General features: G+C 72.0%; 17 protein-coding genes. 4 read left to right on the forward strand and 13 right to left on the reverse strand.

Annotation, left to right across the window (positions count from 1 at the left end; genetic code table 11):
- Positions 1–74 precede the first annotated feature (74 nt).
- Positions 75–1,928 carry an acyl-CoA dehydrogenase gene (locus tag ACZ6S4_RS21475; protein WP_465476615.1) on the forward strand — a complete coding sequence of 618 codons (1,854 nt, stop codon included), beginning with the start codon at positions 75–77 and terminating at the stop codon, positions 1,926–1,928.
- A 59-nt stretch (positions 1,929–1,987) separates the two neighbouring features.
- Here the strand turns inward: ACZ6S4_RS21475 and ACZ6S4_RS21480 are convergent, their stop codons facing one another.
- Positions 1,988–2,503, reverse strand: a complete 516-nt coding sequence (locus ACZ6S4_RS21480) for a SixA phosphatase family protein (protein ID WP_465476616.1) — start codon at positions 2,501–2,503, stop codon at positions 1,988–1,990.
- A gap of 103 nt (positions 2,504–2,606) precedes the next feature.
- Here ACZ6S4_RS21480 and ACZ6S4_RS21485 point away from each other — a divergent pair, with 103 nt between their 5' ends.
- A complete protein-coding gene (locus ACZ6S4_RS21485) occupies positions 2,607–2,903 on the forward strand; it encodes a DUF6458 family protein (RefSeq protein ID WP_360546830.1) in 297 nt (98 codons plus the stop codon).
- Positions 2,904–2,967: 64 nt separating this feature from the next.
- On the opposite strand, the gene ACZ6S4_RS21490 is transcribed toward ACZ6S4_RS21485, so the two are convergent.
- Positions 2,968–3,813, reverse strand: a complete 846-nt coding sequence (locus ACZ6S4_RS21490) for an SDR family oxidoreductase (protein ID WP_465476617.1) — start codon at positions 3,811–3,813, stop codon at positions 2,968–2,970.
- 131 nt (positions 3,814–3,944) lie between these two features.
- Between ACZ6S4_RS21490 and ACZ6S4_RS21495 the strand changes: the two genes are divergently transcribed.
- Positions 3,945–4,301: a winged helix-turn-helix transcriptional regulator gene (locus tag ACZ6S4_RS21495; protein ID WP_465476618.1), complete on the forward strand. Its 357-nt coding sequence runs from the start codon at positions 3,945–3,947 to the stop codon at positions 4,299–4,301.
- On the opposite strand, the gene ACZ6S4_RS21500 is transcribed toward ACZ6S4_RS21495, so the two are convergent.
- From ACZ6S4_RS21500 to ACZ6S4_RS21545, 10 genes are all read right to left on the reverse strand, one after another.
- A complete protein-coding gene (locus tag ACZ6S4_RS21500; RefSeq protein ID WP_465476619.1) occupies positions 4,283–5,098 on the reverse strand; it encodes an alpha/beta fold hydrolase in 816 nt (271 codons plus the stop codon). The genes ACZ6S4_RS21495 and ACZ6S4_RS21500 overlap by 19 nt on opposite strands.
- Positions 5,099–5,105: 7 nt before the next feature.
- Entirely contained in the window at positions 5,106–5,783 is a 678-nt protein-coding gene (trhA, locus tag ACZ6S4_RS21505) for a PAQR family membrane homeostasis protein TrhA (RefSeq protein ID WP_360813998.1), read from the reverse strand.
- Positions 5,784–5,835: 52 nt separating this feature from the next.
- Positions 5,836–7,620: an NHL domain-containing thioredoxin family protein gene (locus ACZ6S4_RS21510; RefSeq protein WP_465476620.1), complete on the reverse strand. Its 1,785-nt coding sequence runs from the start codon at positions 7,618–7,620 to the stop codon at positions 5,836–5,838.
- Positions 7,621–7,689: 69 nt separating this feature from the next.
- Positions 7,690–11,214 carry an LppU/SCO3897 family protein gene (locus tag ACZ6S4_RS21515; RefSeq protein WP_465476621.1) on the reverse strand — a complete coding sequence of 1,175 codons (3,525 nt, stop codon included), beginning with the start codon at positions 11,212–11,214 and terminating at the stop codon, positions 7,690–7,692.
- A 1,191-nt stretch (positions 11,215–12,405) separates the two neighbouring features.
- Positions 12,406–12,543, reverse strand: coding sequence for a hypothetical protein (locus ACZ6S4_RS21520; RefSeq protein WP_433723510.1), 138 nt, complete (start codon positions 12,541–12,543; stop codon positions 12,406–12,408).
- A gap of 166 nt (positions 12,544–12,709) precedes the next feature.
- Positions 12,710–14,245 (reverse strand): dihydrolipoamide acetyltransferase family protein, encoded by a 1,536-nt coding sequence (locus ACZ6S4_RS21525; protein WP_465476622.1) that lies wholly within the window; start codon positions 14,243–14,245, stop codon positions 12,710–12,712.
- Between the two features lie 5 nt (positions 14,246–14,250).
- On the reverse strand, positions 14,251–15,234 hold the full coding sequence (locus ACZ6S4_RS21530; protein WP_465476650.1) for an alpha-ketoacid dehydrogenase subunit beta: 984 nt from the start codon (positions 15,232–15,234) through the stop codon (positions 14,251–14,253).
- Positions 15,231–16,370 carry a pyruvate dehydrogenase (acetyl-transferring) E1 component subunit alpha gene (gene pdhA / locus ACZ6S4_RS21535; protein ID WP_465476623.1) on the reverse strand — a complete coding sequence of 380 codons (1,140 nt, stop codon included), beginning with the start codon at positions 16,368–16,370 and terminating at the stop codon, positions 15,231–15,233. The genes ACZ6S4_RS21530 and pdhA overlap by 4 nt, the downstream gene beginning before the upstream one ends.
- Positions 16,371–16,894: 524 nt before the next feature.
- On the reverse strand, positions 16,895–17,092 hold the full coding sequence (locus ACZ6S4_RS21540; RefSeq protein ID WP_465476624.1) for a hypothetical protein: 198 nt from the start codon (positions 17,090–17,092) through the stop codon (positions 16,895–16,897).
- Between the two features lie 871 nt (positions 17,093–17,963).
- Positions 17,964–18,305 carry a hypothetical protein gene (locus ACZ6S4_RS21545; protein WP_465476625.1) on the reverse strand — a complete coding sequence of 114 codons (342 nt, stop codon included), beginning with the start codon at positions 18,303–18,305 and terminating at the stop codon, positions 17,964–17,966.
- A gap of 96 nt (positions 18,306–18,401) precedes the next feature.
- Here ACZ6S4_RS21545 and ACZ6S4_RS21550 point away from each other — a divergent pair, with 96 nt between their 5' ends.
- Positions 18,402–18,668 carry a hypothetical protein gene (locus ACZ6S4_RS21550; protein ID WP_465476626.1) on the forward strand — a complete coding sequence of 89 codons (267 nt, stop codon included), beginning with the start codon at positions 18,402–18,404 and terminating at the stop codon, positions 18,666–18,668.
- Positions 18,669–18,735: 67 nt separating this feature from the next.
- On the opposite strand, the gene ACZ6S4_RS21555 is transcribed toward ACZ6S4_RS21550, so the two are convergent.
- Positions 18,736–19,959 (reverse strand): hypothetical protein, encoded by a 1,224-nt coding sequence (locus tag ACZ6S4_RS21555; RefSeq protein WP_465476627.1) that lies wholly within the window; start codon positions 19,957–19,959, stop codon positions 18,736–18,738.
- Positions 19,960–19,962 lie beyond the last annotated feature (3 nt).

The following is a 19,962-nucleotide window of genomic DNA, read 5'->3' on the forward strand; positions in this document are numbered from 1 at the left end:
GGTCCCTACCAGCGGGTAATACAGTGTTGGTTACTGACGGGTAACTCGCGTCCGGAGAGCGGGGCCAGAAACACATGAGTCACTACAAGAGCAACCTGCGCGACCTCGAGTTCAACCTCTTCGAGGTCTTCGGGGCGGATCGTGCTTTCGGCCAGGCGCCGTTCGACGGCATCGACGCCGAGACCGCACGCGACGTGCTCGCGGAGGTCAACCGCCTCGCTCGCGAGGACCTCGCGGCCAGCTACATCGAGGCCGACCGCAACCCGCCGCGTTTCGACCCGGTGACCAGCACCGCGGACCTGCCCGAGGCCTTCAAGAAGTCGTACGCCGCGTTCATGGAGTCCGAGTTCTGGCGCATGGACCTGCCCGAGGCGCTCGGTGGCACCCTCGCCCCGCGGGCGCTGTGGTGGGCGATCGCCGAGCAGATCCTGGGCGCCAACGCCCCGGTCTGGATGTACTCGTCCGGTCCCTCCTTCGCGCACGTCGTGCACGTCGAGGGCACCGAGGAGCAGAAGAAGTGGGCGAAGCTCTTCGTCGACAAGCAGTGGGGCTCGACGATGGTGCTCACCGAGCCCGACGCCGGCTCCGACGTCGGTGCCGGCCGCACCCGGGCGATCCCGCAGCCCGACGGCTCGTGGCACATCGAGGGCGTCAAGCGTTTCATCACCTCGGGCGAGCACGACCTGAGCGACAACATCATCCACTACGTGCTGGCCCGCCCGGTCGGCGTCGAGGGCGTGGGCGGCCCGGGCACCAAGGGCCTGTCGCTGTTCATCGTGCCGAAGTTCCACTTCGACCCCGAGACCGGCGAGCTGGGCGAGCGCAACGGCGTCTACGCCACCAACGTCGAGCACAAGATGGGCCTGAAGGTCTCCAACACCTGCGAGATGACCTTCGGTGAGGGCACGCCCGCCAAGGGCTGGCTGCTCGGCGACGTGCACCAGGGCATCCGGCAGATGTTCATGATCATCGAGTACGCCCGGATGATGGTCGGCACGAAGGCGATCGCCACCCTCTCCACCGGTTACCTGAACGCGCTGGAGTACGCCAAGAACCGCGTCCAGGGCGCCGACCTGGTGCAGAACACCAACAAGGCCGCCCCGCGCGTCACGATCACCCACCACCCGGACGTACGCCGCTCGCTGATGCTGCAGAAGGCGTACTCGGAAGGTCTGCGCTCGCTGGTCATCTACACGGCCACCTGGCAGGACAAGGTCGCCATCGCCCAGGCCGCCGGGGACAAAGAGGGCGCCGAGCTGGCCGAGCGGATCAACGACCTGTTGCTCCCGCTGGTCAAGGGCGTCGGCTCGGAGCGGGCGTACGAGCTGCTCGGTCACGAGTCGCTGCAGACCTTCGGTGGCTCCGGCTTCCTGCAGGACTACCCGCTGGAGCAGTACGTCCGCGACGCCAAGATCGACACCCTGTACGAGGGCACCACGGCGATCCAGAGCCTGGACCTGATCTTCCGCAAGATCGTCAAGGACCAGGGTCAGGCCCTCGCCGCGCTCGCCACCGAGATGCAGGAGTTCATCGAGAGCGAGGCCGGCAACGGTCAGCTCAAGGTCGAGCGCGGATCGCTCGGCAAGGCGCTCGGCGAGCTGCAGGCCATCCTCGGCATCCAGATGGGCTGGCTGCAGGCGGTGCAGGGCGGCGACACCCGCGAGCTGTACAAGGTCGGCCTCACGTCCCGCCGGGTGCTGCTCGCCCTGGGCGACGTGGTCGTCTCGTGGCTGCTGCTGCGCGGCGCCGAGGCTTCCCTCAAGGCGCTGGGCGCCGAGGTGAGCCCGGGCGACAAGGCCTTCTACGAGGGCAAGATCGCCGCGGCCCGGTTCTTCGCCCGCGAGGTGCTGCCCCGCATCGGCTCGGACCGCCGGATCATCGAGAACACCACCCTCGACGTGATGGACCTGCCCGAAGAGGCGTTCTGATCTTCACACTCTCCTGAGATGGCGGAAGCCGGCGGACAACGACGTCCGCCGGCTTCTGTCTATCCGCGGGCAGTGTGCTCGGCGATCAGGGGCATCGTGAACGGCTCGGTCTGCGACCAGAGCCCCTCGGCCCGGTGCACGGCCAGCCCGGCGGTCCGCAGCGCCGTCAGCTGCGCTTCCTCGTCGTACGGGCGCAGCAGGATCGACACGTCGGACATCGTGGGGTTGTGCCCGATGACCAGCACCGTGCGTACGGCGTCCGGCACGGCCCGGAGCAGATCGATGACCTCCGTGCGGCCGCCGTCGTAGAGCCGCTGCTCGTAGTGCACCTCGGGACTGGGCGACTCGGGATCGGCCTGCGCGAGCGCCACCGACACGCCCTGCCAGGTCTGCCTCGTCCGGCGCGCCGACGAGCACAGCACCAGGTCCGGGCGCAGCCGTTTGTCGGCCAGCCAGGAGCCGGCCGCGTCGGCATCGGCGTCACCCTTCTCGGTGAGCCGGCGCTCGAAATCCAGCAGCTCACCGGGGGTCTCGGCCTTGGCGTGCCGCAGCAGGACCAACGTCCGCACAGTCATGCGCCCAGCTTGCCTGATTGAGGAATCCGCCGCCTGGGTAGACACCCGGGTCGACGTATTGCCGCGGCTCGGTGCGGCAGCCACGAGCCATGGGAGGCCATTTATGGGCATCGGCGGAAGTATTTTCCTACTCGCGCTGGGAGCGATCCTGGCGTTCGCTGTCAACGCGGACATCAGCGGTCTGGACATCAACGTCGTCGGCTACGTACTCATGCTGGCGGGCCTCATCGGCCTGGCCATCACCCTCTGGTACTGGAACAGCCGCCGCCGTCCCGCCGCCGCCGTGCAGCAGCGGCCGGTCGTCACCAACGACCCGGCCTACCGTGACGGTGAGGTCGTGCAGGAGTACCGCGAGACCACCCGTCGCGAGCCCCCGCCCCCGCCGCCGTACGGCGCCTGACAGCAGGCGACAGGGAGTGCCACCGCGCCGGTGGCACTCCCTTCGTCGTACCCGGGGGGCCGGATCAGGCCAGCTGCGCGCGGACCGCGTCGGCCAGCGGGGTGGCCGGGCGGCCGAGCAGGCCGGCCAGGTCCTCAGTGCCGGTGTAGAGGGCACCCGAGGCGGCGTGGTGGTCCGAGTCGGCCAGAACGGCGGCGAAGCCCTCCGGGACGCCGACGCCGACCAGGAACTCGACGTACTTGTCCTGCGGCAGGTTGGTGTAGGTCACCTCGCGGCCGGACTGGCGGGAGACCTCGGCGGCGAGCTCGGCCAGCGTGACGCCTTCGCCGCCCAGCTCGTACACCTGCTTGTCGTGCTGGTCCGCGAGCACCGCCGCGGCCGCCGCCTCGGCCAGGTCCGCCCGGGTGGCCAGGCTGAGCTTGCCGTCGCCGGCGGCTCCGACCAGGCCGTGCTCCAGGGCGCCGCGCAGGTCGTAGTTCTCCAGGTACCAGCCGTTGCGCAGGATCACCGACGGGATGCCGGACGCGGCGAGGGCCCGCTCGGTGGCGAGGTGCTCGGTGGCCAGGATCATGCCGGACGAGTCGGCGTGCGGCGCGCTGGTGTAGACGATCTGGCCGATGCCGGCGTCCTTGGCCGCGTCGACCACGTTCTGGTGCTGCGGGATGCGCTTGCCGGGCTCGCTGGCCGAGACGAAGAGCAGCTTGTCGGCGCCCGCGAAGACCTTGCGCAGGGACTCCGGCTCGTCGTACGAGGCGTACTGGACGCGTACGCCACGGTCGGCGAGGTCCTGGATCTTCTCGATGCTGCGGCCGATCGCCACGATCTGGTCGGCGGGCACACCGCGCGAGAGCAGGGACTCGACGGCGTGGCGGCCGAAATGCCCGGTGGCGCCGGTGACGACGATGGTCATGCGAACTCCTCAACAAGCGTTTCCGACGGCCGGTCGACCGTCCCCTGGCACAACTGTGCAGCTCGCGCCTTACTTCCCATGAGATAGAGAGCACCTTGAAGTGCAGTACACACCTGAGGGATAGTTCCCTGGTGGAAGCCGACGTGTACGCCAAGAACTGCCCCAGCCGTCAGCTGCTGGACCGCATCGGTGACGCCTGGAGCGTGCTGATCGTCGCATCGCTGGCCGACGGCGCGATGCGCTACACCGAACTCAGTCACCGCATCCCCGGCATCAGCCCCAAGATGCTGACCCAGACCCTGCGCGCCCTGGAGCGCGACGGCCTGGTCACCCGGACGGTCTACCCCGTCGTCCCGCCCCGCGTCGACTACGCCCTGACCTCACTCGGCCGCAGCCTGCTGACCCTGGTCGACGCGTTGCAGGAGTGGGCGGAGAAGCACATCGCGGACGTGATCGAAGCCCGTCACGCCTACGACGCGCGGGACTGAAGCCACTCCAGCGCCGCTTTCGCGGAGGTCAGGATCGAGATGTGCCCGTCCTCGGGGCGCAGCCACAGCTCGGCGGTGGGACAGTGCCCGGCGAGCCAGACGCCGTGCGAGCCCGGCACCATCAGGTCTGCGCCGCCGTGCACGACGAGCAGTGGAGCGGTGATGGTGGCCGGGTCGAAGCCCCACGGCGCGACGTAGGCCAGATCGTCGTCGATCAGCGCGGCCGGGCCGGCGGCCAGCGCCGGGTGCACCACGTCCAGGATCCAGGACCACTCGCCGGCGAACATGGCCTGGTCGCGATCGGTGAAGCCGGGCTCGGCGTCGGTGACCGTGGCCTCGTGGTGCTCCTTGGCGGCCCGGCCCTGGGCCGCCGCGCGCAGGGAGGCGAGGCTCGAGGGGGCCATCCCGGCGAACCAGTCCAGCCCCTCGGCGCTGTAGGGAGCCGGCCCGGAGAGTGTCGCCACTGCGGTGACGCGGCCCGGCAGGAGGGCGGCGCAGGCCAGGGCGTGTGGGCCACCACCGGAGTGGCCCATGGCGGCGAAGCGGTCGAGGCCGAGTTGGTCCGCGACGGCTGCGACATCGCCGGCTGCGGAGGCGATGTCCCGGTCCGGGCGCGGGGTGGAGCCGCCGTAACCGGGCCGGTCGTACGAGAGCCAGCGGATCCCGTCGCGCATCAGCGGTACGGGCGGCGCACCGAGATTGGGGGTGCCGTGGAACCAGAAGACCGGCGTGCCGTCCCCGCCCGTGTCGTACGCGTGCAGGGTGCGGCCGTCGCCGAGCTTCAGGTCGAACTCCATAGGGCCCTTACGCGTAGAGCGCGAAGTAGATCGCGATGTGGTGGCAGAGAGCGGCCAGCAGAGTGCAGGCGTGGAAGAACTCGTGGTGGCCGAAGACGTCCGGCCACGGGTTCGGGCGGCGCATGGCGTAGAAGACCGCGCCGGCGCTGTAGATGACTCCGCCGGCCGCCAGCAGCACCAGGTCGGCCACGCCGCCGTTGTGCAGGATGTCCGGCAGGATGGCCACCGCACCCCAGCCCAGCGCCAGGTAGAGCGGTGCGCCCACCCAGCGGGGCAGGTGCGGCCAGATGCTCTTGAGGGCCACGCCGCCCACGGCACCGGTCCAGATCAGGGTGAGCAGCAAGGTCGCCTTGTCGCGCTCCAGCAGCAGGACGCAGAACGGCGTGTAGGTGCCCGCGATGAAGATGAAGATCATCGAGTGGTCCAGGCGCCGCATGATCTGATAGCCGCGCTCACCCCACTGGCGACGGTGGTAGAGCGCGCTGATGCCGAAGAGGCCGCACACCGTGATGCTGTAGATCAGGGTGCTCACGAAGGGTGCGATGCCGGGCCGGGTCGCGGCGATCGAACAGAGCACAACGCCGCAGATCAACGCGACGAAGAACGCGTACTGGTGCAGCCGGCCGCGCAAACGCGGCTTGCCGATGTCGGCAGGCTTCATCTGGAACGGGGCTTCGGTCGTCACGGTTCCAGGCTACGGCACCGTAGGTTACCGGCCGGTAGTGAAGCGGGTCACCTCAGCTGTCGAGGCCGCGAAGGATCAGCGGCAGCCGAGCCGGCGCACCCGGCTCCACCAGCACCGGAACACCCCAGTCCTGCCTGGTGAGGTGACACGCGGCGTGTTCCACGTCCGCGTCACAGGTGGCGGCCTGCGCCACCACCTGCAAGATCCCCTTGGCGACGGCCGGGTTGAGCACCAGGCGGCGGGACAGGTCGGTGGACGTGCCCTCGCCCTCCAGCAGCAACTCCGGCGGCGAGGCGGAAACCACCAGCCGGGTCGAGGGGCCGAACGACGTGTCCAGCTTCTGCCCCGGGGCCGGGGTGAAGACCACATCCAAGGTCACCTCGCCCGGCGCCAGCGAAGACGGCGGGCGCTCGGTGCGGTGTCGCTCGCCGGCGACCGTACGGACCGCGCCCGGCGCGAGCCGCACCAGGCGGTGGGCGCCGGACTCGACCACGAACACCTCACCGGCCCGGGTCAGCAGGACGTCGCTCGGCTCGCTCAGACCGGAATCCACCGTGGACACCTCGCCGGTGGCCGGGTCGAAACGCCGGACAGCGCCGTTGTAGGTGTCGGCGATCAGCACCGAGCCGTCCGGCAACCCGCACACGCCCAGCGGATGCTGCAGCAACGCCTCGGCAGCCGGCCCGTCCACGTGGCCGAAGTCGAACAGGCCCTGCCCGACGGCGGTGTGCAGCTCACCGGCCTCGACCCAGCGCAGCGCCGACGTCTCACTGTCGGCGATCCAGAGCCGGTCACCGGCCGCGGACAGGCCCGAGGGCTGCGCCATCCACACGTCGGGGAGCTTGCCGTCGCGCAGGGCTTCGACGGTGGTGCCCGCGTACACGCCGGAGCCGCCGGTGGCCGGGTCGAACCACCAGAGCTGGTGGATGCCGGCCATCGCGACGATCACCTGACCCTCGAACCAGGCCACATCCCAGGGCGAGGAGAGTGCCACCCCGTCGTCGTCCGCGGAACGCCACGGCCGGCCGGTGCCGGCGACGGTGATGACCTCGCCGGTCACCAGCCGCAGGCCGCGCAGCAGATGGTTGACCGTGTCGGCGACCACCACGTCGTAGTCGGCGGTGCCCGCGGGGAGCAGGCAGAGGCCCTGAGGCTCGGAGAAGCTCGCCACCTCGGCCGGGCCGTCGGTGCGGCCACGCTCACCCGTGCCGAACCGGCGCACCAGCGACTCGCCGTCAGCGGTCAGCTCGACCAGCGAGTGGCGGGCCGAGTCGGAGACGAGCAGATTGCCGTTCGGCAGCTCGACGGCCTTGCCCGGGAAACGCAACAGGGTGTCGGGGGCGGCCGGCGGCACGTACGGGCCGTCACCGCGGTGCAGCGTGCCCTTCGCCTCGTGGGTGGCGATCAGCTCGTCCAGCAGGCGCGTCAGGCCCTCGGCGTGACCCTCACCGGCCATCGAGGCGACGACGTAACCCTCGGGGTCGATCACCGAGAGGGTGGGCCAGGCCTTGGCGGCGTACTGCTGCCACATGTGCATGTCGGCGTCGTCCAGGACGGGGTGGTGCACGCCGTACCGTTCGACGGCCGCGGCCAGGGCGGCCGGGTCCCGCTCGTGCTCGAACTTCGGCGAGTGCACGCCGATGATGACCAGGACGTCGCCGTACTTCTCCTCGAGGGGGCGCAGCTCGTCCAGGACGTGCAGGCAGTTGATGCAGCAGAACGTCCAGAAATCGAGGATCGCCACCTTGCCGCGCAGGTCGGCCAGGGTCAGAGAACGGCCACCGGTGTTCAGCCAGCCCCGGCCCCGCAGCTCGGGGGCCCGTACGCGCGCGGTCATGAACCCATCGTGCCCGACGCGCGGGCCACCCCAGGTCCGGGGTGGCCGCGCTTCGCGCACGTCACATCATCAGGGCCGTGGTTTCAGGCAGAGCACCTGACTGCGGCCGTTGTCGGTCGGGTTGACCACGTACGGCTGGTTCGGGTCCGGGCACTGCTCCTTGGTGTCGACGATCGCCGTCACCTCGAACGACCCGGCGTCGCTGCAGTTGGCCGTGACCGCCTCGTTGCCGTCGCGCTTGACGCAGTCACCGGCGCTCACCGAGAAGCCGGCGTTGCCCCCGTCGTGCGAACCCCGGGCGATGAGCCAGGTCACGCCCAGCGTCAGACCGACGATCAGGCCGGCGCCGAGGATGACACCGAGAATCACCGGCAGCATCCGGACATGCGGCGTCTCCGGCTTGGCCACCTCGGTCGGCACGATCTCCGGCGCATCCGCCTTGAACGAGTCGAACCGGCCCTGGTCAGGGTCCTCCTCGGGCCGTTGGGGCCAGGACGCGGTCTGCTCCGGGCCGGGCGGCGTCACCGTGGCCCGGCTGGCCGGCCCCGGGAAGACACCACCCATCCGCGGCCGGTCCCCGAACGGCTGGGTGGCATCCGGCGCCGGCGCGGGCGGGAAGCCGTTCTCCAGCGGCGGGGCGGCGTGCATCGACGGCAACGCGGGCGCCGGGACGTACGGCTGGTCCGAACTCTGCCCGCGGCCCGACACGTCCGTGGTGTTCTCGCTGTACTGGTCCGGCGGCGTGGTGCGGGCGGCCGGGTTGCCGGGCACCGCGCCCGGCTGATCCGGCTGACCGGCCCGGCCGCGACCGGCGATGTCCGTAGTGAACTCGGTGAACTGGGCCGCCGCGGCCCGCGGATCCGGCGCCTGGCCGGGAGCGGGCGAGGCGGGCGCGAACGGCTGGCCGGGCGGGCTGACCCGGGCGCTGGCCGAAGCCCGGCCCGAGGCGCGACCGGGCGACTGGGCGCCGCCGGAGGTGGGTGCCGCGCCGAACGCACCGGAGGTCGGGGCTGCCTCAGGGGCACCGGACTCCGCTGAATGGCCGCCGTGCTCCGGGGGCGCGCCGAACGCACCCGAGGACGGACGGACAGCGAACGGGTCGTCCTGGGCGTTGCCGGGCCAGTTGCCCTGGTTGCCGGGCTGGTCGCTCTGACCGCCGGTCCAGTCACCCTGGCTGCCGGGCCGGTCGTCCTGGCCGCCGCCGGGCCGGCTTCCCTGGCTGCCGGGCCGGTCGCTCAGGCTGCCGGGCCAGTCTCCCTGGTTGCCGGGCCGATCGTCCTGGGTGCCGGGCCGATCGCTGAGGCCGCCCGGCCGGTCGCTCTGGCCGTCCCCGAACGGGGATGCGCCGGACGATGGCCGGGTGCCGAACGGGGCCTCGGACGGTCGACCGTATGTCCCGTCGGTGGATGCCGGCGTGCCGTACGTGCCGTCTGCGGTCGCCGGCTTCCCATAGGTGCCGTCGGCAGATGCCGGCGTGCCGTAGGTGCCTTCCGCGGGTGCCGGCTTGGCGTAGGGGTTGTCCGCGGGGGCCGGTTTGGCGTAGGGGTTGTCGGCCGGCGGGGCGAACGGGCTTGCGGGCGGCGCGCCGTACGTGCCGTCGGCCTGCGGCGCGAAGGGGCTCGCGGGCGGCTTGCCGTAGGTGCCGTCGGCCGGGCGGGCGTAAGGATTCTCCGGCGGCTGGCCGTAGGCGCCGGAGGTCGGCGCGGACTCGCGGGCACCCGAGGTGGGTGCCGCGCCGAACGCGCCGCTGACCGGCTGATCCTCGTCCTGGTACGGCGACTGCGGCGCGGGCTCGTCAACCGGGGCCGGACGACCGTAGACACGCGGCTGCGGGCTCGCTGCGGCCGGCGGGGGCACCTCCTCGGCGTCCGCGGGCGGCGCCACCCGGCTCGCCACGGGCACGGAGGCACTGGCCGACACCGGACGTGCGGTGCCCTTGGCCGGACCGGCCGCGGGCGGCTCGCCGGACTCGGGGCGCTCGGCGGGGTCCCGCGGCTGCGGTACGGCCGCGGCGCTGCGGGGCTCGGCTGCTACCGGCGAACCGATGCTGCCGAGCGAGGCGCCGGGGACACGCTGGGGATATCCGCCGCTGCCGCTCTCGGGGCGAACGGCGTCGGGCGGGCCGGCCGCCGCGAACGACGCGCCGGGGATGCGCTGGGCGTAGCCGTTGCCGCCGGGCCCGTCCGACGGCTGGTCGGCGTCGAAGCGGCCGGCCTCGGGACGGGCGAACGGCGACGACTGCTCGTCACCGTCACCCGGGCGGTCGGAAGCGCTACGGGTCGGTGCGGGGAAATCGCCGTCGGCACCTTCGCGGCGGAACGAGCCGTCACGGAAGGGATTGCTGTCGGGGCGACTTCCGCCGGGGAAGCCTTCGCTGTCCACGTCGTCGTCTCCACCTGCGGGGAAGGCGCCACCACGGTTCGGCGGCGTGCCGTTGTCGGCGGCGTTACGTGCGGAGAAAGCGCCACTGCCGGCGGCGAAGCCGCCGTTGTCGGAGGCGCCGCGAGCGGGGAAAGAACCGTCGGACTCGCCACGGGCCGGGAAGCCATTGCCGTCGCCACGGGCCGGGAAGCCATTGCCGTCGCCACGGGCCGGGAAGCCATTGCCGTCGCCGCGGGAGGGGAAGGCGCCGCTGTCCGCGTCGCTCCGCGAACCGAAGGAGCTGTCGGCGTTGCGAGCGGAGAATGCGCCGCCGCTGTCGGCGGGCAAGGCGATGTCCTCGGCGTCGTTGCGGGCTGCGAACGAATCGCCGCGGGCGGAGAAGGCGCCGTCACCGCGGGCGGGGCTGTCGCCGCCGCGGGCGCCGGCGCCCCGGATCGGGAAGCTGCCGTTGCCGGAGCCACCCCGAGTGGGGAAGCCGCCGCTTTCGCTGCCGCCGCGAGTGGGGAAGCCGCCGCTGTCGGGGCCTCCGCGAGTTGGCAGGCCGCCGCTTTCGCTGCCGCCGCGGGTCGGGAAGCCGCCGCTGTCGTGGCCTCCGCGAGACGGCAAGCCGTTGCTCTCGCTGCCGCTGCGGGCGGGGAAAGCGTCGCTGTCCCCTCCGGCGGGCGGCGCGTCCGGCAGGCCGGTCAGAGTCGCGCCGGGAACGCGGACCCGCTGGTCACCGAAAGCCGAGATGCCCGCGGGGCGCTCGCGGGACTGCTGGTCGTCGTCGGAGCGGGCAGCACCGAACGCCTCGCCTGCCGGGGGGCCACCGAAAGGCTCCCGGGGCGCCGGCGCGAACGATGACCGTTCAGCCGGAGCGGACGGTGACTGGTCGGCCGGGGCCGGCTCCTGTCGGTCGAAGGGCGAGCCGCCGGGGCGACGGGCGACGTCCGGTGCCGACTCGGCCGGCTGGCGGGTCGGGGTGAAGCCGTTGAACTCGCCGACCGGGCCGTCCAGCGGGCCACCGGCGATGCCGGGCGAACGCTGAGGCAGTTCGCCACCGCCGCGGTACGGGTGCGGCTCGGCGGCGCGGGCGAACGGGTTGTCCTGGGCTGCGCCGGCCGGCTGGGCCGACGGCGGGGGCGCCCACGCGGACTCCGGCGCGGCGGACGAGTCGGGGTTGCCCTGGGCCGCGGCCGGCGGGCGCTGGGGCAGGGCGCCGGGTTCGGGCACGCGGGCGGAGCCGCTGGAGTTCGACGCGAACTGGGCCGCACCCGGGCCGAACGCCGGGCCCGGCGTTCGCGCCGGATCCGGCCCCTGCTGGCCGGCGGACGGCGGGGGGAAGTCAGGTGCCGCAGGGGAGCCAGGCTCCCGCTGCGACAGCGGGAAGCCGGCCGGGGAACCCGGCTGCTGCGGTCCACGCTGCGAAAGCGGCGGGAAGGACGGCGACCCGGGCTGGGGCTCGCGCTGCGACAGCGGGGTTGGGAAGGACGGCGACCCGGGCTGGGGCTCACGCTGAGACAGCGAGGCCGGGAAAGACGGCGACCCGGACTGGGGCTCACGCTGAGACAGCGGGGTTGGGAAGGACGGCGACCCGGGCTGAGGTCCGCGCTGCGAGAGCGGCGGCGGGAAGCCGGGCGATGACGGTCCGGACGCCGGGGATCCGGGCTGCTGCGGTGCGCGCTGGGAGAGCGGGGGCGGGAAACCGGGCGAGGAAGATCCGGACGACTGCGACACGGGCTGCTGGGAGCCGCGCTGCGCGAGTGGAGTGGCGGCGCCGGGCGACGAGGGTCCGGAAGGGGACCCAGGCTGCTGGGATCCGCGCTGCGAGAGCGGCGGCGGGAAGCCGGGCGGCTGTTGCGGCGCCGGCTGCTGGCCGGCCGGCGGCACCGCGGGCACCACGAACGGCGAGCCGCCATTCGGGGTGGCGTGCGGCGGCGGGGCGTACGCGCTCGGGAAGGATTCCTGGGCGTGCGGGTACGACGGGGGCCGGTCGGCGGTCTTGTGACCGTCGGAGTCCGGCGGGAAGGCGTCCGGCGGGAAGCCGTCGGTGCCGAACGGGTCGGCTCCGCTGCCCGACGTGGCCCCCGGCTGGTGGCCGGCGTGCTGGCCCTCGGACGTCATACGCGCCTCCTCCATGACTGTCGGCCGTGCCAGCTTGCCACGGACGCGGCCGACCCTGCAGAGCTGGGCGTCGCCCGGTCACTGCCCCGCCCGGCCGGCCGAGCCGGGCAGGTGACCGTCGCCAACCGTACCGGGCGTCGCGGGCGGAAGAAATCCCGGTGTACGCCGTGGAGAGCGTGGCGGTGCGTCGTAAATCACGGAAGAGGGCACCCTTTAGTAGTCAATTGCCCTTTTTGGAACGACGGCGGCCCGCTCGGAGAACCGGGCGGGCCGTCGAGTGCCGTGTTGCTCAGCAGGTGCTCAGTACATGCGCTGCTGGCTGAGGATCGCGATCTCGTCCCGCATCGACTGCGTCGGCGCCGACTTCCACGCGCGGTCGATCGCGCGGGCGTTGCGCTTGGCGATGCGGCGGTTGCGGATGCGCTCGATGGTGCTCATGCGGTGCTCACTCCCTTGGGCCATCGCTGGCCTCGTTGCTGTGGTGCCGTGTTCCGGCGCTGACTCCATTGAACCGCGCCGGAACACGTACCGCCAACGATTTAAGGGGTGATCCCGCTTACCTGCCTAAGGATCGAAGGCTGGGAAAACCGGTTGCCGACGAAAATCAGGTCCAGGAGAGCATTGCCGCCTCTGGATCTTCCAGGAAGCCACCGATGTCGCGGAGGAACTTCGAGCCCAGCTCGCCGTCGATGATCCGGTGGTCGAACGAGAGCCCGAGGGTGGTGACCTGGCGAATCTTGATCTTTCCCTTGTGGACCCACGGCGTCGGCCGGATGGCACCGAAGGCCAGGATGGCCGCCTCGCCCGGCGGCAGGATCGGCGTTCCCGTGTCGATGCCGAAGACACCCACGTTGGTGATCGAGAACGTTCCGCCGGACATGTCGGACGGCGGGGTCTTGCCCGACTTGGCCGTTTGCACGAGGGCAGTCAGGGTGTCCGCCAGCTCACGCAAGGTCAGCCGGCCCGCGTCCTTGATGTTCGGCACGATCAGGCCGCGCGGGGTCGCGGCCGCGATGCCCAGGTTGACGTAGTCCTTGACGACGATCTCGTTCGTCGCCGCGGACCAGGTGGAGTTGACCATCGGGTGCCGCTTGACCGCCAGCAGCACGGCCTTGGCCACGAACAGCAGCGGGGAGATCCGCACGTCACGGAACTCCGGCCGGGCCTTGAGCCGCTCCAGCGACTTCATCGTCCGGGTCACGTCCACGGTCAGGAACTCCGTCACGTGCGGCGCGGTGAACGCCGACGCGACCATGTTCTCGGCCGTCAGCTTGCGGACGCCCTTGATCGGGATGCGCTGCTCCCGCGAGGCGTCGAACACCGCGGCCGACGCGGGCGCCGGTTGGGTGACGAGCGACTCAGTGACGTCCGTCTCTGCGAGCGCCGAATCGAGCGTCGAGGACGGCGCCGACGGGGAAGCAGCCGCCTGCTGGACGTCGTCGCGGGTGATCGAGCCGAGCGGGCCCGTGCCGGCGATCGTGGTCAGGTCGACCCCGAGATCGCGGGCCAGCTTGCGCACCGGCGGCTTGGCGAGCACCGGTCCGGTGGGCCGGGCTGTCGCGCCCGCGGCCGGCTGAGCCGGTGTCACGGGAGCGGGCTGGGGCGGTGCGGGCGCTGCGGCCGCCGGGGGGCGGGAGGTAGCCGGGGTCGGCTGGGCCACGGGCGTCGGTGCAGCTGCCGGAGGTGCGGTGGGCGGTGCTGCGGTTGTCGACGCTGTGGGCGTACCGATGCGGGGTCGGCGTTTGGCAGTTGCGGTTTTCGGGCCGTAACCGACCAGCACGGCCGTGCGGCCGCCCGGAGCCGGGCCACCGATCATGCCGGGCTCGACCGAGCCCTCCTCGGGCGCGATCTCGACCGCCGCGAGTGACTCCGCGGACGGCACCGGGCCGGCGCCCGGATCGGTGTCGATCGAGATGATCGGCGCACCGACCTCGACCGTCGTGCCGGCCTCGTGGAAGATCTGCGTGACGACCCCGCCCCACTTGGCCGGGATCTCCACGGCCGCCTTGGCCGTCTCCACCTCGACGATCGGCTGGTTCAGCTCGATCGTGTCGCCGACCTTGACCAGCCAGGCCAGGATCTCGCCCTCGGTCAGGCCCTCGCCCAGGTCGGGCAGCGTGAACTCCTTGATCCGGGACATCGGCGTCACCAGCCGAACGAACGGTCGACGGCGTCCAGCACCCGGTCCAGGTCGGGCAGGTACTCCTCCTCGACGCGGGCGGCCGGGTAGGGCACGTCGAAGCCCGTCACGCGCAGCACCGGCGCCTCCAGGGAGTAGAAGCACTCCTCGGTGATCCGGGCGGCGATCTCGGCGCCGAGGCCGAGGTTGCCGGGGGCCTCGTGCACGACCACGGCCCGGCCGGTCCGCCGGACGGACTCGAAGACCGGGCCCAGGTCCAGCGGGGAGAGCGTGCGCAGGTCGACGACCTCCAGGTTGCGGCCGTCCTCGGCCGCGGCCTGCGCCGCGTCCAGGGCGGTACGGACCATCGGCCCGTACGCGATCACAGTGGCGTCCGACCCGTCACGCACGATCCGCGAAGCATGCAGCGGGAAGTCGCCGGGCGCGTCGAGGTCGACCACACCCTTCTCCCAGTAGCGGCGCTTCGGCTCGAAGAACACGATCGGGTCGTCGGAGATGATCGACTGCTGGATCATCGCGTACGCGTCGGCCGGGTTCGAGCAGGTCACGACCTTGAGGCCGGGAGTGTGCGCGAAGTAGGCCTCGGGCGACTCGGAGTGGTGCTCGACCGCGCCGATGCCACCGCCGTACGGGATCCGGATGACGATCGGCACCCGGACCTTGCCCAGCGACCGGTAGTACATCTTCGCCACCTGGGCGACGATCTGGTTGTACGCCGGGAAGACGAACCCGTCGAACTGGATCTCGCAGACCGGCCGGTAGCCGCGGATGGCCAGGCCGACCGCGGTGCCCACGATGCCGGCCTCGGCCAGCGGGGTGTCGATGACCCGGTTCTCGCCGAAGTCCTTCTGCAGGCCGTCGGTGATCCGGAAGACGCCGCCGAGCTTGCCGACGTCCTCGCCCATGATGACGACCTTGGGGTCGTTCTCGAGCGCGCGGCGCAGGCCGTGGTTCAGGGCCTTGCCAAGGGTGATCGTCTCGCTCATCAGTGGGCGCTCCCCTCGAACGAGGCCTCGTAGGCGGCGAACTGTGCGCGCTGCTGGTCGAGCTCGGGCGAGCCGTTCGGGTAGACGTGGTCGAACATGGTGACCGGCTGCGGGTCGGGCATGGCCAGCACGCGTTCGCGCAGGTCCAAGGCCAGCTTGCGGGCCGACTCGTCGACCTCGGCGAAGTACGTGTCGTCGGCGAGCTGCTGCTTGGTCAGGAACGCCTTGAGCCGGCTGATCGGGTCCTTGGCCTTCCAGGACTCCACCTCGCTGGCGATGCGGTAGCGGGTCGGGTCGTCCGAGCTGGTGTGCGCTCCCATCCGGTACGTGTACGCCTCGATGAGCGTCGGGCCCTGGCCGTTGCGGGCCTGGTCGAGTGCCGCCCGGGTCACCGCGAACGTGGCCAGCACGTCGTTGCCGTCGATCCGGACACCGGGGAAGCCGAAGCCGGCCGCGCGCCGGTACAGCGGGATGCGGGTCTGCCGCTCGAGCGGCTCGGAGATGGCGTACTGGTTGTTCTGGCAGAAGAACACCATCGGGGCGTGGAACACGCCGGCCCAGACGAACGCCTCGTTGACCTCGCCCTGGCTGGTGGCGCCGTCGCCGAAGTACGCGATGACGGCCTCCCCGTCCGGGGTGCCGGTCTTGCCGTCCATGGTGACGCCCATGGCGTAGCCGGTGGCGTGCAGCGTCTGCGAGCCGATCACGATCGTGTAGCCGTTGAACTTGTACTTGTTCGCGTCCCAGCCGCCCTGGTCGACGCCCCGGAACAGGCCGAACGGCATGATCGGGTCGATGCCGCGGGTGTAGAGCACGCCGTGCTCGCGGTAGGTCGGGAACGCCATGTCCTGCGGGCGCAGGGCCCGGCCGGAGCCGACCTGAGCGGCCTCCTGGCCCAGCAGGCTGGCCCAGATCCCCAGCTCACCCTGCCGCTGCAGGGCGGTCGCCTCGGCGTCCAGGCGGCGGACCGTGACAAGGTCCTGGTACAGCTCTCGGTACTCGCTGTCGGTGAAGTCGACCGAGTAGGTAACGCCGTCCGCCGTGGTGACGCTGTCGATGCGCTCACCGTCGGGCGTCAGTAGCTGAACGAAGCCGCCGGCCGGAGCGTCTGCCCCGACTTCGCTTTCGCCGTTCGCCATCCGTGTCTCCCTGTTTCATCTCTGCGCCCACGGCGGGTGTTGCCCGTCCGCGCGGCTGACCGCTGGGGTTCGCCGCGCCTGGCCCGGGTGAGGTTGCCGCGCGGCTGTTCGGCGTGATCACAGACCCCGCCGGGGAGTGACGGCTCCCACCGCGTCCCGCTGCTTGGTCCAGCCGCGACGGCGGCGGTGCCGTCGCCCCCATCCTCGCAGAGAACGTGAGTGGCGCCACAGGTCAGGTCGATCACAGATCCGAAATCTTGCGGAGTCATTCGTGCCCATGTTTGTCCGGTTAAGTGGTTTTCGTGCCATCACTTCTGTCGGAACGGACAACTTTCACCGCTGCCCGAACGGCCATGCGTCGTTCACCCCGATAGCCGAGACAGATCCAAGTTGATCTTTACGCAGGGGGTGCTGGCCGTGCCGGAGCAACCGGACGACGACGGGCTCGTGCCGCCGATCAAGGTGATGCGCAAGCGGCTCAACGGCGTCTACAGCGCCGAGGGCTTCTCCGGGCCGACCCGGCGCTACGTGCTCATCGTGGCGATGCTGGTCGGGCTCGCGTCGCTGCCCACCCTGGCGGCGATCACCGCCGGCTCCCGCGAACTCGACGACGACCGGACCGGCGCGATGGACGTCCCGTTCATCCCGCCGGCCTCGACCGGACCGGTCCGGCCGGCGCCGACGGCATCGGCGGGCACCGGCTCGCCGAGCGGCTCCGGCACGGTGCAGGGCCAGGCTCAGAGGCGCAAGGCCAAGCCGCGGCCGGCCGCGCCGATCAAAACCAGCAAGGGGTACGGCCAGAGCACGCGCAACGGGTCCTCGGGGGTGGTGGCGCCGGCGCGGGGTTCGGATTCTTCTGGATCTTCCAGTCCTTCGGGTGATCGTGGGGAGTCCTGGCGGCCCGGGTCGTCGGGGTCCGGCTCGGGTTCTGGGTCCGGGTCCGCGTCCGGCTCGTCCGGCTCCGGCTCGTCCGGCTCGTCCGGCTCCGGCTCGTCCGGCTCGTCCGGCTCCGGCTCGTCCGGCTCGTCCGGCTCGTCCTCCGGTTCGTCCGGCTCGTCCGGCTCGTCCTCCGGTTCGTCCGGCTCGTCCGGCTCGTCCTCCGGTTCGTCCGGCTCGTCCGGTGGCGGGAAGCCGGCTCCGGTTCGTCCGCCGGTGCGGCCGTCTTGGCCGTCGGTGCCGGTCAGGCCGCAGCAGCCGGGGGACTCGGACGACTCGCCGGGTGGGGAGACGCCGGATCCGCCGCGGAAGCCCGCTCGGCCGCCTTGGTGCTGGGATCGGACGGACTGCTCTTGGCGGCCTTCGCACCACCAGCGCCCGGACCGGCCGCACCACCACGACCACCCGGGTCAGCAGGATGACCCGGACCGGCCGCACGACCGGGACGACTCAGACCAGGTCGGTGGCCGGGACGACTCGGACCAGGTCGGTGACCGGGACGACTCAGATCGGGACGACTCCGGCCACGGGCGTGATCGGGACGACGCCGATCGGGCGGGTGACCGGGATGATTCCGGCCGGGCGCGTGATCGGGCTTGTGACGACCGCGACCGCCGCGGGTCCGCTGACCGCGCCAGGTCTGGTGACCGCCGCCGGTCATCCGACCGCCGTCGGTCCGCCGATCGCCGGATCACCGTCCACATCGAAGCGGCGCGTGATCGCGATGACGACCGGGCGGCCCGCGACCACGGCGACGACCAATCGGCCGGCAATGGTGACAACGACCAGGCGCCCCGCGGGGGTGACCCCGGCCAGGTAGCCCGCGGCGGTGATTCCGGCCAGGTAGCCCGCGGCGGTGATTCCGACCAGGTAGCCCGGGACGGGGACAACGGCCCGGCAGCCGGCGACGAGGGCCGGACCGGCCGGGTGGCCGCCCACCGTGACAAGGGCAGCCGGGCAACCGAACGCCACGAGCGCACCCGCCAGGCGAAGAGCCAAGACAAGCGCTCGCCGAAAGAGCACGAACAGCTCATCCGTTCCATCAGCCGCCGGACGGCCGAGGCCGCCGGATCCGACTCCCGCCGGAGGTCAGAAGTGACCGAACGCCCGCAGAACGTCCGGCCCGCCCGCAACGCGGACCGCACCCACAACAGTCACCGCTACCAGCCGTCCGCCGCCGACCGTGGCGAAGGCGGCACCCAGACCACAACCGCGACCCGCGCCTACCGCGGCTCCCACCGCTCCGAACGCATGCACCGCGTCGACGACCGCACGGGCGCGCACCACCGCAGCTCCCGGATGGGCCGTCACCACCTGGAGCAGCAGCAGGAGAACCAGGACCACCAGCAGAACGGCTGGTGAAAGGCCCGCCCTCACCCGGCGACGTGGAGGTTCGCCGGGCGAGGCGGGCCGAACAGCGGCGCCTTGATCAGGAGTCGTCGGTGAGGCGGTGGCGGTTGGTTTCGATCCAGGCGTCGATGGCTTCCGCGTCGTTCGGGTCGACGCCTTCCGAGATCAGCTGAGCCACAGCCGCCGTCGCCGGGCTGCGCTTCTCGCCCGTTGCGTACAGGCGGGCGAACTCCGGGATCATTTCCTCGACCACTGTGTCCGTCTGTTCCGCTGCTGCCGCCGGGAGGCCGCGCTTGCGGGTTGCGTACGCCGACCAGGCTCGGGTCACCCGGGGGAGCATCGCCGCGTCGTCCATGTCGAGGACCGCGCGCCGGTGCACCCAGTCGAGCAGGAACAGGCCGGCCACCGCCGGGCTCCAGCGCAGCGGGTTCGGCTCCGGGAGGCTGGCCGCGTGGTCCAGCAGCAGGCTCAGGCAGAAGTGCAGTGAGGCCAGCTCGTCGTCGGCCGACACGTCGCCGAGGGCGAAGCGGGCCGCCTCCGGTGAGGACAGGAAGTCGCGGAGCAGGCGTTCGCGCTCCGGTGCGCTCAGCTCCGGGGGCTCGGCCAGGGGCGGGACCGTGGTGGCCGGCAGCAGGGCCAGCCGGGCCGTGGCCAGGGCGCGGTCGGTGGCCAGGTTGCCGTCCGCCGGCAGGTCGCTGAGACCGTCGGTGATCTCCAGGTGCTTGCCCACCTCGCCGCGGAGCCGGCCCGGGTCCTCCTCGCGGAACCAGGTCAGCTCGTCGCCCGCGCACATCTCGCGGACCTGGCCCAGGATGCGTTCGGCCGGGCCGCCGACGAAGACGTCCTTGGTGATGCCGATGTTGTGGTCGACCAGGGCGACGACCGCGTGCTCCGGGCCACCGAGCTCGGCGTCGTCGTAGGCGAAGGTGACCAGATAGGACGTCTGGTCGCCGTACACGTCGCCGTACGCGTAGCAGCCGGTCGCGCGCACCTTGCCGAGCTGTTCCGTCCAGGCCGGGGCCTGGGCGCCGGGGCGCACGCCGGCCGCTCCCTCCGCGTCCGGCACGAGGGCCGCGAAGACCTCGCGGATCGTCGTCGCCGACGCGGTGCGCCGCCGGGTGGTGGCGCCGAGGAACTGGCCGACGAACTCCCGGACCGCCGCGGCGCGGTCGGTGACCGCCACGGCGTACACGCTGCCCAGGAGTGCGGTGCCCAGCATCTCGGCGTCCAGGGCGCAGTCGAGCTTCGCCACGTCGCGGGCCGCGTGCAGGACCGCGTCGTATGGAGTCTGGGGTGCCGCCATGCC

The sequence above is a fragment of the Actinoplanes sp. NPDC051405 genome (assembly GCF_055586185.1).

Bases quoted from the DNA above. Each gene is read 5' to 3' on its own strand.
- ACZ6S4_RS21520 (WP_433723510.1), bottom strand. From the start codon at position 12,543: ATGAGCACCATCGAGCGCATCCGCAACCGCCGCATCGCCAAGCGCAAC.
- ACZ6S4_RS21510 (WP_465476620.1), bottom strand. From the start codon at position 7,620: ATGACCGCGCGCGTACGGGCCCCCGAGCTGCGGGGCCGGGGCTGGCTG.
- ACZ6S4_RS21490 (WP_465476617.1), bottom strand. From the start codon at position 3,813: ATGACCATCGTCGTCACCGGCGCCACCGGGCATTTCGGCCGCCACGCC.
- ACZ6S4_RS21485 (WP_360546830.1), top strand. From the start codon at position 2,607: ATGGGCATCGGCGGAAGTATTTTCCTACTCGCGCTGGGAGCGATCCTG.
- ACZ6S4_RS21475 (WP_465476615.1), top strand. From the start codon at position 75: ATGAGTCACTACAAGAGCAACCTGCGCGACCTCGAGTTCAACCTCTTC.
- ACZ6S4_RS21525 (WP_465476622.1), bottom strand. From the start codon at position 14,245: ATGTCCCGGATCAAGGAGTTCACGCTGCCCGACCTGGGCGAGGGCCTG.
- ACZ6S4_RS21480 (WP_465476616.1), bottom strand. From the start codon at position 2,503: ATGACTGTGCGGACGTTGGTCCTGCTGCGGCACGCCAAGGCCGAGACC.
- ACZ6S4_RS21500 (WP_465476619.1), bottom strand. From the start codon at position 5,098: ATGGAGTTCGACCTGAAGCTCGGCGACGGCCGCACCCTGCACGCGTAC.
- ACZ6S4_RS21555 (WP_465476627.1), bottom strand. From the start codon at position 19,959: ATGGCGGCACCCCAGACTCCATACGACGCGGTCCTGCACGCGGCCCGC.
- pdhA (WP_465476623.1), bottom strand. From the start codon at position 16,370: ATGGCGAACGGCGAAAGCGAAGTCGGGGCAGACGCTCCGGCCGGCGGC.